This window comes from Streptomyces sp. NPDC052040, from assembly GCF_044548405.1.
In the GTDB taxonomy this organism is placed as follows: Bacteria; Actinomycetota; Actinomycetes; order Streptomycetales; family Streptomycetaceae; genus Streptomyces.
Window position 1 is genome coordinate 902,781 of sequence record NZ_JBIUBV010000001.1, and the last position, 13,851, is coordinate 916,631.

Consider the following 13,851-nt stretch of genomic DNA (forward strand, 5'->3'; position numbering starts at 1 on the left):
GGCAGTGTAGAACGGGAGATGTGACGGCAATGGCTACGGAAAGTCTCCAGCTCCGCGAGGCATGTGCCGTCTCCGCGCCGGGCGGCGAGCGGTGACCCAAGCCGGGACGACGCGCACCGGCGACCCGGAGCGCGCCACCCTCGACAAGGCCGCGGCCGAGAACTTCCCCGTGGCGCCCTTCTTCCTGCCCCGCGCCTGGCGCGCCGACCTGATGGCCGTCTACGGCTTCGCCCGGCTCGTCGACGACATCGGCGACGGCGATCTCGCCCCCGGCGGCGCCGACGCCCGCCTCCTCGGCGTGTCGCCCGAGCGGGCCGAGGACCGCCTCGCCCTCCTGGACGCCTTCGAGGCCGACCTGCACCGGGTCTTCGACTCCACCCCGCGCCACCCCCTGCTGCGCCGCCTCCGGCCCACGGTCCGGCGCGCCGGACTCACCCCCGAGCCGTTCCTCGGCCTGATCGCCGCGAACCGCCAGGACCAGCTGGTCAAGCGCTACGAGACCTATGACGACCTCCTCGCCTACTGCGAGCTGTCCGCCAACCCGGTGGGCCGGCTGGTGCTGGCCGTCACCGGCACTTCCACCCCCGAGCGCGTCCGTCACTCCGACGCGGTCTGCACGGCGCTCCAGATCGTCGAGCACCTCCAGGACGTCGCCGAGGACCTCGGCCGGGACCGGATCTATCTGCCCGCCGCCGACATGAAGCGGTTCCATGTCCAGGAAGCGGACCTCGCCACGCCCACAACAGGCGCATCGGTGCGCGCGCTGGTTGCATACGAAGCAGAACGCGCCCGCGGTCTCCTGAATGAAGGCGCCCCCCTGGTGGGTAGCGTCCACGGCAGGCTGAGACTGCTGCTCGCGGGTTTCGTGGCGGGGGGAAGGGCGGCGATCGGCGCGATCGCCGCCGCCGAATACGACGTACTTCCCGGCCCGCCCAAGCCCGGCAAGCTCCGGTTGCTGCGCGAGGTGGGCGTGACTCTGCGAGGAGAGGGGTGATCCGGACCGTGGAGTCGGAACAGCACGTGCCCCCGCCGGTACTCGCCGCATACAGCTACTGCGAGGCCGTGACCGGGCAGCAGGCCCGCAATTTCGCCTACGGCATCAGGCTGCTGCCCACGCCGAAGCGCCGGGCGATGTCGGCGCTCTACGCGTTCTCCCGGCGGGTCGACGACATCGGCGACGGCGCGCTGGCGCCCGAGGTCAAGACCGAGCGGCTGGAGGAGACCCGGGCGCTGCTCGACCGCGTCCGGCACGGCAAGGTGGCGGAGGACGACACCGACCCGGTCGCCGTCGCCCTCACCCATGCCGCCACGCACTTCCCGATCCCGCTCGGCGGCCTCGACGAACTCATCGACGGCGTGCTCATGGACGTCCGCGGCCGGACCTATGAGACCTGGGACGACCTGAAGGTCTACTGCCGCTGTGTGGCCGGGGCCATCGGACGCCTCTCGCTCGGCGTGTTCGGCCCCGAGCCGGGGGCGCGCGGAGCCGAGCGCGCGCCGGAGTACGCGGACACGCTGGGCCTGGCCCTGCAACTCACCAACATCCTCCGGGACGTCCGCGAGGACGCCGAGGGCGGCCGGGTCTATCTGCCCGCCGACGACCTCGCCAAGTTCGGCTGTTCGGCCGGGTTCTCCGCCCCGACCCCGCCCGAGGGCGCCGACTTCGCGGGGCTGGTGCACTTCGAAGTGCGCCGCGCCCGCGCCCTCTTCGCCGAGGGCTACCGGCTGCTGCCCATGCTCGACCGGCGCAGCGGCGCCTGCGTCGCCGCCATGGCGGGCATCTACCGGCGGCTCCTGGACCGCATCGAACGGGAGCCCGAGGCCGTACTGCGCGGCCGGGTCTCCCTGCCGGGCCGCGAGAAGGCCTATGTCGCCGTGCGAGGCCTCTCCGGCCTCGACACCCGCACCGTCTCCCGTCGCACGGTCAGGAGGCGCGGCTGATGGACGGTTCCCTCGCGGCCGGGTCCACCGGTGGAGCACCTCGGGCAACCCTCCGGTGCGGCGCGGCGTCCCTGACTGCGACGCTCCGCCGTGCATCGTTCAAGCACCACGGCGGACCGGCAGGGGAGGAAGCACGATGAGCGACGGCACAGGTCCGGCGGCCCCGTCCCCGGACGGCCCGGGCCACCGCGGGACGCCGTCCGGGGACGGGACGTCCGCCGTGGTGGTCGGCGGGGGACTGGCCGGGATCACGGCCGCCCTGGCGCTCGCCGACGCCGGGGTGCGCGTCACCCTGCTGGAGGGCCGCCCGCGCCTGGGCGGACTCGCCTTCTCCTTCCACCGGGGCGAGCTGACCGTCGACAACGGCCAGCACGTCTATCTGCGCTGCTGCACCGCCTACCGCTGGTTCCTCGACCGCATCGACGCCTCCGCGCTCGCGCCCTTGCAGGATCGTCTCGACGTGCCCGTTCTCGACGCCGACGGCGCCCCGGGACGGCGACTCGGCAGACTGCGCCGCGACGCACTGCCCGTACCCCTGCATCTCGGGCGCAGCCTGGCCACCTACCCCCACCTCTCCCTCGCCGAGCGCGCCAGGGTCGGGCGTGCCGCACTGGCGCTCCGAGCCCTGGACCTCGCGGATCCCGCGCTGGACGAGCAGGACTTCGGCAGCTGGCTCGCCGCGCACGGCCAGTCGGCGCGCGCCATCGAGGCACTGTGGGACCTGGTCGGGGTCGCCACCCTCAACGCGGTGGCCAAGGACGCCTCGCTCGGGCTCGCCGCGATGGTGTTCAAGACGGGTCTGCTGTCCGACCCGGGCGCGGCCGACATCGGCTGGGCCCGCGTCCCGCTGGGCGAACTGCACGACCGGCTGGCCCGCAAGGCGCTCGACTCCGCGGGTGTCCGCACCGAGGTCCGTGCACGCGTCACCTCCCTCTCCCGCCGTGAGAACGGCGGCTGGAGCGTCCAGGTTCCCGGCGAGCGCATCGAGACCGACGCGGTCGTCCTCGCCGTACCGCAGCGCGAGGCGCACGACCTGCTGCCCGCCGGAGCCCTCGACGCCCCCGAACGACTGCTCGACATCGGCACCGCCCCGATCCTCAACGTCCATGTCGTCTACGACCGCACGGTGCTCACCGGCCCGTTCTTCGCGGCGCTCGGCTCCCCGGTGCAGTGGGTCTTCGACCGCACCGAGGCCTCCGGACTGCGCGAGGGCCAGTATCTGGCGCTGTCCCAGTCGGCCGCCCAGGACGAGATCGACGAACCGGTGTCGGTGCTGCGCGAGCGTTATCTCCCGGAGCTGGAGCGGCTGTTGCCCGCCGCCCGCGGCGCCCGAGTGAAGGACTTCTTCGTGACCCGGGAGCGCACGGCGACGTTCGCGCCCGGTCCCGGCGTCGGGCGGCTGCGGCCCGGCGCCCGCACCAAGGCCCCCGGCCTCTGCCTGGCCGGAGCGTGGACCGCCACCGGGTGGCCCGCGACCATGGAGAGTGCGGTCCGCAGCGGTGTCAGCGCGGCGGGCGCCGCGCTGGACGCCCTGGGCCGGTCCGGCGCCCACCTCCCCGACCTCTTCGAGGAGGCGGCATGACCATGAGCGTTCCCGCGCACAGAGCCGGTTCCCGCACCCCCGGTATCGCAACAAGAGGAGAGACTGTGCCCACTGTGCCCCCGGCCGAGACGGCCGCTCGAGAGAACGCGGTGGACGTGTCCGCGCTCCTGGAGCGCGGCCGGACCCTGGCCACCCCGGTGCTGCGGGAGGCAGTGGACCGCCTGGCACCGCCCATGGACACCGTCGCCGCCTACCACTTCGGCTGGATCGACGCCGAGGGCAACCCGGCCGACGGCGACGGCGGCAAGGCCGTGCGTCCCGCCCTCGCCCTGCTCTCCGCGCAGGCCGCCGGCCGGGCCCCCGAGGTCGGCGTGCCCGGCGCGGTCGCGGTGGAGCTGGTGCACAACTTCTCGCTGCTGCACGACGACCTGATGGACGGCGACGAGCAGCGCCGCCACCGCGACACCGTCTGGAAGGTGCACGGTCCCGCACAGGCCATCCTCGTCGGCGACGCCCTGTTCGCCCTGGCGGGCGAGGTGCTGCTGGAGCTGGGCAGTGTGGAGGCCGGGCGCGCCGCACGGCGGCTGACCGCCGCCACCCGCGCCCTGATCGACGGTCAGGCACAGGACATCTCCTACGAGCACCGCGACCGCGTCAGCGTCGAGGAGTGCCTGGAGATGGAGGGCAACAAGACCGGCGCCCTGCTCGCCTGCGCCTCCTCCATCGGCGCCGTCCTCGGCGGCGCCGACGACGCGACCGCCGACACCCTGGAGAAGTACGGCTACCACCTCGGCCTTGCCTTCCAGGCCGTCGACGACCTGCTCGGCATCTGGGGCGACCCGGAGGCCACGGGCAAGCAGACCTGGAGCGATCTGCGCCAGCGCAAGAAGTCCCTGCCGGTGGTGGCCGCGCTGGCAGCGGGCGGCCCGGCCTCCGAGCGGCTCGGACGACTGCTCGCCGAGGACGCCAAGAGCAGTGACTTCGAGAACTTCTCCGAGGAGGAGTTCGCCGCGCGGGCCGCGCTCATCGAGGAGGCGGGCGGCCGCGAGTGGACCGCCCAGGAGGCGCGCCGCCAGCACACCATCGCGGTCGAGGCCCTGGCCTCGGTCCGGATGCCCCAGGAGGTGCGCGCGCAGTTCACCGCCCTCGCCGACTTCGTCGTCGTACGGAAGAGATGATCAGTATCGGTCGAACCCACCTCGCGTAGTCGCCGGCCGGTGCCTCCCCGACGCCCGACCTTCCTCGGGCGGAGGGGAGGACCCCCACCGCGCGGACCCACCGGCCGACGGCGGACCCAGCAGCAGCACGACTCGCACGACTGCACGAAGGGGAAGCCATGACAGCGACGACCGACGGAAGCACCGGAGCACTGCCGCCCCGCGCTGCCTCGGCCAGCGACACCGACGTACCGCTCCCGGAGGCGGCCGGGGCGGACGGCACTCGCGACACCGCCGAGCGCGCCCTGCGGCGCGCGACCGATTTCCTGCTCGCGCGGCAGGACGCCGAGGGCTGGTGGAAGGGCGACCTCGAGACCAACGTCACGATGGACGCCGAGGACCTGCTGCTCCGTCAGTTCCTGGGCATCTCCGACGAACGGACCACCCGGGCCGCCGCCCTGTTCATCCGCGGTGAACAGCGCGAGGACGGCGCCTGGGCGACCTTCTACCGCGGGCCAGGCGAAGTGTCCGCCACCGTCGAGGCCTATGTCGCCCTGCGGCTGGCGGGAGACCCGCCCGACGCACCCCACATGGCGAGGGCGTCCGCCTGGGTGCGCGAGCGGGGAGGCATCGCCGCCGCCCGTGTCTTCACCCGGATCTGGCTCGCCCTCTTCGGCTGGTGGAGATGGGAGGACCTGCCGGAACTGCCGCCCGAGATCATCTATCTGCCCCGCTGGGTCCCCCTCAACATCTACGACTTCGGGTGCTGGGCGCGCCAGACGATCGTCCCGCTGACCGTCGTCTCCGCGAAGCGCCCGGTACGGCCCGCGCCCTTCCCCCTGGACGAGCTGCACACCGACCCGGACGACCCCAGCCCGGCCCGGGACCTCGCCCCCGTGGTGAGCTGGGACGGCGTCTTCCAGCGGCTGGACAGGGCGCTGCACGTCCTGCGCCGGGTCGCCCCGCGGCGGCTGCGCAGGGCCGCGATGAACAGCGCAGCCCGCTGGATCGTGGAGCGGCAGGAGAACGACGGCTGCTGGGGCGGAATCCAGCCGCCCGCGGTGTACTCGGTGATCGCCCTCCATCTGCTCGGCTACGACCTCCAGCACCCCGTGATGCGCGAGGGCCTCGCCTCCCTGGACCGTTTCGCGGTGTGGCGCGAGGACGGCTCCCGGATGATCGAGGCGTGCCAGTCCCCGGTGTGGGACACCTGCCTCGCCACCATCGCGCTCGCCGACGCGGGCCTGCCCGCCGACCATCCGCAACTGGTGAAGGCAGTGGACTGGATGCTCGGCGAAGAGATCGTCCGGCCCGGCGACTGGGCGGTGCGGCGCCCCGGACTCCCGCCCGGCGGCTGGGCGTTCGAGTTCCACAACGACAACTACCCGGACATCGACGACACCGCCGAGGTGGTCCTCGCGCTGCGCCGGGTCGGCCATCCCGACCCGGACCGGGTCGAGCGCGCCATCGGACGCGGGCTGCGCTGGACCCTCGGCATGCAGTCCAAGAACGGCGCCTGGGGCGCCTTCGACGCCGACAACACCAGCCGGTTCCCCAACCGGCTGCCCTTCTGCGACTTCGGCGAGGTCGTCGACCCGCCGTCGGCCGATGTCACCGCGCATGTCGTGGAGATGCTCGCGGTCGAGGGCCTCGCCCACGACCCGCGCACCCGTCGCGGCATCGACTGGCTGCTGGCCGAACAGGAGCCGGACGGATCGTGGTTCGGGCGCTGGGGCGTCAACTACGTATACGGGACCGGCTCGGTGGTCCCCGCGCTGACGGCGGCCGGTCTGCCCGCGGCCCACCCGGCGATCCGCCGGGCCGTCGCCTGGCTGGAGCGGGTGCAGAACGACGACGGGGGCTGGGGCGAGGACCTGCGCTCTTACCACGACCCCGGGCAGTGGAGCGGCCGGGGCGCCTCCACCGCCTCCCAGACCGCCTGGGCACTGCTCGCGCTGCTGGCCGCGGGGGAGGGGGAGGGCAAGGCGGCGCAACGCGGCATCGAGTTCCTGGTCCGCACCCAGAACGAGGACGGCTCCTGGGACGAGCCGTACTTCACGGGCACCGGCTTCCCCTGGGACTTCTCCATCAACTACCACCTCTACCGCCAGGTCTTCCCGCTCACCGCGCTCGGCCGCTACCTCCACGGCGAGCCGTTCGCCGGGGCCAAGGGGAGCTGATGAACCGGCAGCCCGGGACGGCACCGCTGCTGATCGCCTGCGCGCTCGGCATCGAGCACCTCGCCCTGCGCAGCGGCGACCGCACCGGCGCCGGCGGGCGTGTCACCCTGCTCCGTACGGGCATGGGACCCCGCGCGGCGGAACGCTCGGTCACCGGCGCGCTCGCCGACCCGGCGCATGCCGGGGCCGCCGTCCTCGCGACGGGGTTCTGCGCGGGGCTCGCCCCCGGTATGCACCCCGGAGACCTGGTGGTCGCCGAGGAGACCCGGGACCCCCACGGCACCACCCCCTGCGTCGGCCCCGAACTGCTGGTGAAGGAACTGACGCGCCGCCTTCCGGGGCGCACGGTCCACACCGGGCCGCTGACCGGCTCGGACCATGTCGTCCGAGGCCAGGAGCGGTCGGAACTCTTCGCGACCGGAGCGATCGCGGTCGACATGGAGTCCGCGGCCACCCTTCGCGGTGCGCTGCTCACCGGCGTCCGCCCGGTTGCGGCCGTCCGGGTGGTCGTGGACGCTCCAGAACATGAACTCGTCCGGATCGGCACGGTGCGCGGTGGAATATCAGCCTTCCGCGTACTTCGTGCCGTTCTTCCCGCTTTTTTCGAATGGCACCGTTCCTTGCTGCTCCCCAGGAGGTGAGCCAGATGGCCATGCCGCTGCGCCAGTCCATCAAGGTGGCGACCTATCTCTTCGAACAGAAGCTGCGCAGGCGGGACAAGTTTCCGCTCATCGTGGAGCTGGAACCCCTCTTCGCCTGCAATCTGAAGTGCGAGGGCTGTGGCAAGATCCAGCACCCGGCGGGGGTGCTGAAGCAGCGCATGCCGGTGGCCCAGGCGGTGGGCGCGGTGCTGGAGTCCGGCGCGCCCATGGTGTCCATCGCGGGCGGTGAGCCGCTGATGCATCCGCAGATCGAGGAGATCGTGCGGCAGCTGGTGGCCCGGAAGAAGTACGTCTTCCTGTGCACCAACGCCATGCTGATGCGCAAGAAGATGGAGAAGTTCACGCCCTCCCCGTACTTCGCGTTCGCGGTGCACATCGACGGGCTGCGCGAGCGGCACGACGAGTCCGTGGCCAAGGAGGGCGTGTTCGACGAGGCGGTGGAGGCCATCAAGGAGGCCAAGCGGCGCGGCTTCCGGGTCACCACCAACTCGACCTTCTTCAACACCGACACCCCGGGGACCATCATCGAGGTGCTCAACTTCCTCAATGACGACCTGAAGGTGGACGAGATGATGATCTCGCCCGCCTACGCCTACGAGAAGGCGCCCGACCAGGAGCACTTCCTCGGTGTGGAGCAGACCCGCGAGCTGTTCCGCAAGGCGTTCGCCGACGGCAACCGGCGCCGCTGGCGGCTCAACCACTCCCCGCTCTTCCTCGACTTCCTCGAGGGCAAGGTCGACTTCCCCTGCACGGCCTGGGCGATCCCGAACTACTCGCTCTTCGGCTGGCAGCGGCCCTGCTATCTGATGAGCGACGGGTATGTGCCGACGTACCGGGAGCTGATCGAGGAGACCGACTGGGACAAGTACGGCCGCGGCAAGGACCCGCGCTGCGCCAACTGCATGGCGCACTGCGGCTACGAGCCCACCGCCGTGCTGGCCACCATGGGATCCCTCAAGGAGTCGCTGCGGGCCATGCGGGAGACGATCGCCCCGAACCCCGGAAACGACGGCTGACACCATGACCGCCGTTTCCTTGGGTGTCCCCGAGGTACCGGCCCGTCCGATCGCCCCGCGACGCCTGTCGCGGCAGATCCAGGTCGGGCCGGTGGCGGTCGGGGGCGGGGCGCCGGTGTCGGTGCAGTCGATGACGACGACGCGGACGTCGGACATCGGTGCCACGTTGCAGCAGATCGCGGAGCTGACGGCGTCGGGCTGCCAGATCGTGCGGGTGGCGTGTCCGACGCAGGACGACGCGGACGCGCTGGCGGTGATCGCGCGGAAGTCGCAGATCCCGGTGATCGCGGACATCCACTTCCAGCCGAAGTACGTGTTCGCGGCGATCGAGGCGGGCTGTGCGGCGGTCCGGGTGAATCCGGGCAACATCAAGCAGTTCGACGACAAGGTCCGGGAGATCGCGACGGCGGCCAAGGACCACGGCACGCCGATCCGGATCGGGGTGAACGCGGGCTCGCTGGACCGGCGGCTGCTCCAGAAGTACGGCAAGGCCACCCCGGAGGCCCTGGTGGAGTCGGCGCTGTGGGAGGCGTCCCTCTTCGAGGAGCACGACTTCCGCGACATCAAGATCTCGGTGAAGCACAACGACCCGGTCGTGATGATCGAGGCCTACCGCCAGCTCGCCGAGCAGTGCGACTACCCCCTCCACCTCGGTGTCACGGAGGCGGGACCCGCCTTCCAGGGCACCATCAAGTCCGCCGTCGCCTTCGGCGCGCTGCTGTCCCGGGGCATCGGCGACACCATCCGCGTCTCCCTGTCCGCCCCGCCCGCGGAGGAGGTCAAGGTCGGCATCCAGATCCTGGAGTCCCTCAACCTGCGTCAGCGCGGCCTGGAGATCGTCTCCTGCCCCTCCTGCGGCCGCGCCCAGGTCGACGTCTACAAGCTGGCCGAAGAGGTCACGGCGGGCCTGACCGGCATGGAGGTCCCGCTGCGTGTCGCGGTCATGGGCTGTGTCGTGAACGGCCCGGGCGAGGCCCGCGAGGCCGACCTCGGCGTGGCCTCCGGCAACGGCAAGGGCCAGATCTTCGTCAAGGGCGAGGTCATCAAGACCGTGCCGGAGTCGAAGATCGTGGAGACCCTGATCGAGGAGGCCATGAAGCTGGCCGAGCAGATGGAGGAGGGCGGCGCAGGGGCCGGAGCACCGGCAGTCACCGTGAGCTGAACAGCACGGACGTGAGAGGGGGCCCGAGCGTGACCATTCTGGAGAGCATCCGGGGACCACGTGACCTGAAAGCGCTGTCCGAGGCGGAACTGAAGCAACTGGCCGGGGAGACAAGGGAGTTCCTGATCCACGCGGTGGCAAGGACGGGGGGACACCTGGGGCCCAACCTGGGGGTGGTGGAGCTCACCGTCGCCCTGCACCGGGCCTTCGAGTCACCCGTGGACCGCATCCTGTGGGACACCGGTCACCAGAGCTATGTGCACAAGCTCCTGACAGGCCGCCAGGACTTCTCCAAGCTGCGCGGCAAGGGCGGCCTGTCCGGCTATCCCTCGCGCGAGGAGTCCGAGCACGACATCATCGAGAACAGTCATGCCTCCACCGCGCTCGGCTGGGCCGACGGCCTCGCCAAGGCCCGCCAGGTGCAGGGGGAGAAGGGCCATGTCGTCGCGGTCGTCGGGGACGGCGCGCTGACCGGCGGCATGGCCTGGGAGGCGCTCAACAACATCGCGGACGCCAAACACCGCCCGCTGATCATCGTCGTCAACGACAACGAGCGCTCCTACGCCCCCACCATCGGCGGCCTCGCCAACCATCTGGCCACCCTGCGCACCACGGACGGCTACGAGAAGGCGCTCGCCTGGGGCAAGAAGGTGCTGCAACGCACGCCCGTCGTCGGCAAGACCGTCTACGAGGCCCTGCACGGCGCGAAGAAGGGCTTCAAGGACGCCTTCGCCCCCCAGGGGCTCTTCGAGGACCTCGGTCTGAAGTACGTGGGGCCCATCGACGGGCACGACATCCGGGCCGTCGAGTCGGCGCTGCGCCGCGCCAAACGCTTCCACGGCCCGGTGGTGGTCCACTGCCTCACCGAGAAGGGCCGCGGCTACGAGCCCGCGCTCGCCCACGAGGAGGACCGCTTCCACTCCGTCGGCGTGATGGACCCGCTCACCTGCGCGCCCCTGACGCCCTCCGGGGGCCCCTCCTGGACCTCCGTGTTCGGCGAGGAGATCACGAGGATCGGGGAGGAGCGCGAGGACGTCGTGGCCCTCACCGCGGCCATGCTGCACCCGGTCGGCCTCGCCCCCTTCGCGGAGCGCTTCCCGGACCGGGTGTGGGACGTGGGCATCGCGGAGCAGCACGCCGCCGTGTCCGCGGCCGGACTCGCCACCGGCGGACTCCACCCGGTCGTCGCCGTCTACGCCACCTTCCTCAACCGGGCCTTCGACCAGCTGCTGATGGATGTCGCCCTGCACCGCTGCGGTGTCACCTTCGTCCTCGACCGGGCCGGGATCACCGGCACCGACGGGCCCTCCCACAACGGCATGTGGGACCTGTCGGTCCTCCAGGTCGTACCGGGCCTCAGGATCGCCGCCCCGCGCGACGCCGACCAGCTCCGGGCGCAGCTGCGGGAGGCGGTGGCGGTCGACGACGCGCCGACGCTGATCCGCTTCCCGAAGGAGTCGGCGGGCCCCGCGATCCCGGCCGTGGACCGCGCCGGCGGCCTGGACGTGCTGCACCGCGGGACGCGGCCTGAGGTGCTCCTCGTCTCCGTGGGCGTCATGGCGCCCGTCTGCCTCCAGGCCGCCGAACTGCTCGGGGCCCGAGGCATCGGCTGTACGGTCGTCGACCCGCGCTGGGTCAAGCCCGTCGACCCGGCCCTGCCCGGACTGGCCGCCGGGCACCGGCTGGTCGCGGTCGTCGAGGACAACAGCCGGGCCGCCGGGGTGGGCTCCGCGGTCGCGCTGGCACTCGGGGACGCCGACATCGACGTACCCGTGCGCAGGTTCGGCATCCCGGAGCAGTTCCTCGCGCACGCCAAGCGCGCCGAGGTCCTCGCCGACATCGGCCTCACGCCCGTCGAGATCGCGGGGCGGATCAGCGCCTGCCTGGCCGCCCAGGACGAGCCGTCCAAGGAGAAACAGGAATGACCAACCCCTCCGGCAGCGGTGGGTTCGACCTCGCCGCGCTCCTGGCCGAGCGCGGCGCCGAGCGCTACGAGCTGCACGCCCGGTACCTCAACCACCAGCTCCCGCGGATGCTGCACACCATCGGCTTCGACAAGGTCTACGAGCGAGCCGAGGGCGCCCACTTCTGGGACGCGGACGGCAACGACTACCTGGACATGCTCGCCGGATTCGGGGTGATGGGCCTGGGCCGCCACCACCCCGTGGTCCGCCAGGCGCTGCACGACGTCCTGGACGCCCAGCTGGCCGACCTGACCCGCTTCGACTGCCAGCCGCTGCCCGGTCTGCTGGCGGAGAAGCTGCTCGCCCACAGCCCCCACCTGGACCGGGTGTTCTTCGGCAACAGCGGTACCGAGGCGGTGGAGACCGCGCTGAAGTTCGCCCGGTTCGCCACCGGCCGGCCGCGGGTCCTGTACTGCGCCCACGCCTTCCACGGGCTGACCACCGGCTCCCTCTCGGTGAACGGCGAATCCGGCTTCCGCGACGGCTTCGCCCCGCTGCTGCCCGACACCCCGGTCCCGCTCGGCGATCTCGACGCCCTGGCCGGGGAACTGGCCAAGGGCGATGTGGCGGCCCTGATCGTCGAACCCATCCAGGGCAAGGGCGTGCACGAGGCCCCGCCCGGCTATCTGCGGGGCGCCCAGGAACTGCTGCACCGGCACAAGGCACTGCTGATCGCCGACGAGGTGCAGACCGGGCTCGGCCGCACCGGAGACTTCTACGCCTACCAGCACGAGGACGGTGTCGCACCGGACCTGGTGTGCGTGGCGAAAGCGCTCTCGGGCGGCTATGTGCCGGTCGGCGCCACCCTCGGCAAGGAGTGGATCTTCAAGAAGGTCTACTCGTCCATGGACCGGGTGCTGGTGCACTCGGCCAGTTTCGGGTCCAACGCCCAGGCGATGGCCGCCGGTCTCGCGGTCCTCGCCGTCATGGAGAACGAGGGGACCGTCGACCGCGTACGGGTCGTGGGCGAGCAGCTGAAGTCCCGCCTCACGGCGCTCGTGGACAAGTACGAGCTGCTCAGTGACGTACGCGGCCGGGGCCTGATGATCGGCATCGAGTTCGGGCGGCCCAGCTCGCTGCGGCTGCGCGGACGCTGGACCGTGCTCCAGGCCGCCCGCAAGGGCCTCTTCGCGCAGATGGTCGTGGTCCCGCTGCTGCAACGGCACCGGATCCTCACCCAGGTCTCCGGCGACCATCTGGAAGTGATCAAGCTGATCCCGCCGCTGGTCCTCGACGAGCAGGACGTCGACCGGTTCGTGGAAGCCTTCACCGCGGTGATGGACGACGCGCACGGCGGCGGGTTGATGTGGGACTTCGGCAGGACCCTGGTCAAGCAGGCGATGGCCCACCGCTGACCGGAACGGCCCAGCGGCTGACCCGAACGGCCACCGGCCGACCGGAACGGCCCACCGCTGACCGGAACGCCCCAGCGGACTTTGCCTCAGAGGCAAGAAATTTGCCGCTGAGGCAAAGCTCGGGCTGAATGGGAGGCATGAGCTTCCCCGAAGACGGGCCGGGCCTCCCCGAGGAGCTGCCCACGGTCGCACCGCAACTGCGGGCACTGCGCCGCCGCGCCTCGCTCACCCTGGAGGCCGCGGCCGGTGCCGCCGGGCTCTCGCCCGCCCATCTGTCCCGTCTGGAGACCGGCCGTCGCCAGCCCTCGCTGCCGATGCTGCTCACGCTGGCCCGCATCTACGGTACGACGGTCTCCGAACTGCTCGGCGAGACCGTCGCCGACCGGGACGCCGTCGTCCGCGCCCCCGCCATGGAGCCGACCCGGGCGGGCGGCTGGACCTACTGGCAGGCCGGTGCCCCCGGACGCGGGATGCAGGCCCTCCGGGTCCACATCCCGCACGGCACCCAGGGCGACATCGTGCGCGTCCACCCCGGCGAGGAGTGGCTCTACGTCCTCACGGGACGGCTGCGGCTGCGCCTCGGCGACACCGTGCATCTCCTCGACCCGGGGGACAGCGCCCACTTCGACTCGCTGACCCCGCACCGCCTGGCGGCCGCCGACCACGGCGGAGCCGATCTGCTCTTCGTCCACACCCTGATGCAGAGCCCGCTCACCGCACTCTGCCTCGGCCCTCACCCCGGAGAAACGCCATGAGCGACATCGAGGACAAGTTCCCGCGTTCCCTGTGGGTGCGCCTGATCATCTATCTCGCGGTCGGCCATCTCTTCGCCGGTTTCATCTGGCTGCTCTTCGAGATGGGCGCGAAGTAG

Annotated in this window: 13 protein-coding genes; all 13 read left to right on the forward strand. The window is 71.8% G+C overall.

Going from position 1 to position 13,851, the window contains the following annotated elements; genetic code table 11:
• The first annotated feature begins 91 nt into the window (after positions 1-91).
• A complete protein-coding gene (gene hpnC, locus ACIHAA_RS03820) occupies positions 92-994 on the forward strand; it encodes a squalene synthase HpnC (RefSeq protein WP_399812612.1) in 903 nt (300 codons plus the stop codon).
• Positions 991-1,941 (forward strand): presqualene diphosphate synthase HpnD, encoded by a 951-nt coding sequence (hpnD, locus tag ACIHAA_RS03825; protein WP_399812616.1) that lies wholly within the window; start codon positions 991-993, stop codon positions 1,939-1,941. Before hpnC ends, hpnD begins: the two co-directional genes overlap by 4 nt.
• The gene (locus ACIHAA_RS03830; protein WP_399812618.1) at positions 1,941-2,081 is read left to right on the forward strand and encodes a DUF6380 family protein; all 141 of its coding nucleotides are present in this window, start codon (positions 1,941-1,943) and stop codon (positions 2,079-2,081) included. Before hpnD ends, ACIHAA_RS03830 begins: the two co-directional genes overlap by 1 nt.
• Positions 2,078-3,523: a hydroxysqualene dehydroxylase HpnE gene (hpnE, locus tag ACIHAA_RS03835; protein ID WP_399812621.1), complete on the forward strand. Its 1,446-nt coding sequence runs from the start codon at positions 2,078-2,080 to the stop codon at positions 3,521-3,523. The genes ACIHAA_RS03830 and hpnE overlap by 4 nt, the downstream gene beginning before the upstream one ends.
• A gap of 65 nt (positions 3,524-3,588) precedes the next feature.
• Positions 3,589-4,662, forward strand: coding sequence for a polyprenyl synthetase family protein (locus tag ACIHAA_RS03840; RefSeq protein ID WP_399812624.1), 1,074 nt, complete (start codon positions 3,589-3,591; stop codon positions 4,660-4,662).
• 158 nt (positions 4,663-4,820) lie between these two features.
• Positions 4,821-6,821, forward strand: coding sequence for a squalene--hopene cyclase (shc, locus tag ACIHAA_RS03845; protein ID WP_399812626.1), 2,001 nt, complete (start codon positions 4,821-4,823; stop codon positions 6,819-6,821).
• Complete coding sequence (locus ACIHAA_RS03850) at positions 6,821-7,462, forward strand: 1-hydroxy-2-methyl-2-butenyl 4-diphosphate reductase (RefSeq protein WP_399812628.1); 642 nt, start codon at positions 6,821-6,823, stop codon at positions 7,460-7,462. Before shc ends, ACIHAA_RS03850 begins: the two co-directional genes overlap by 1 nt.
• Positions 7,463-7,467: 5 nt before the next feature.
• Positions 7,468-8,499: an adenosyl-hopene transferase HpnH gene (hpnH, locus tag ACIHAA_RS03855; RefSeq protein WP_399812631.1), complete on the forward strand. Its 1,032-nt coding sequence runs from the start codon at positions 7,468-7,470 to the stop codon at positions 8,497-8,499.
• 4 nt (positions 8,500-8,503) lie between these two features.
• Positions 8,504-9,661: a flavodoxin-dependent (E)-4-hydroxy-3-methylbut-2-enyl-diphosphate synthase gene (ispG, locus tag ACIHAA_RS03860; RefSeq protein WP_399812635.1), complete on the forward strand. Its 1,158-nt coding sequence runs from the start codon at positions 8,504-8,506 to the stop codon at positions 9,659-9,661.
• A 29-nt stretch (positions 9,662-9,690) separates the two neighbouring features.
• On the forward strand, positions 9,691-11,586 hold the full coding sequence (dxs, locus tag ACIHAA_RS03865) for a 1-deoxy-D-xylulose-5-phosphate synthase (RefSeq protein ID WP_399812638.1): 1,896 nt from the start codon (positions 9,691-9,693) through the stop codon (positions 11,584-11,586).
• Positions 11,583-12,980 (forward strand): aspartate aminotransferase family protein, encoded by a 1,398-nt coding sequence (locus ACIHAA_RS03870; protein WP_399812641.1) that lies wholly within the window; start codon positions 11,583-11,585, stop codon positions 12,978-12,980. Before dxs ends, ACIHAA_RS03870 begins: the two co-directional genes overlap by 4 nt.
• A 137-nt stretch (positions 12,981-13,117) precedes the next feature.
• Positions 13,118-13,735 (forward strand): helix-turn-helix domain-containing protein, encoded by a 618-nt coding sequence (locus tag ACIHAA_RS03875; protein WP_399812644.1) that lies wholly within the window; start codon positions 13,118-13,120, stop codon positions 13,733-13,735.
• The gene (locus tag ACIHAA_RS03880; RefSeq protein ID WP_399812647.1) at positions 13,732-13,851 is read left to right on the forward strand and encodes a DUF6126 family protein; all 120 of its coding nucleotides are present in this window, start codon (positions 13,732-13,734) and stop codon (positions 13,849-13,851) included. The genes ACIHAA_RS03875 and ACIHAA_RS03880 overlap by 4 nt, the downstream gene beginning before the upstream one ends.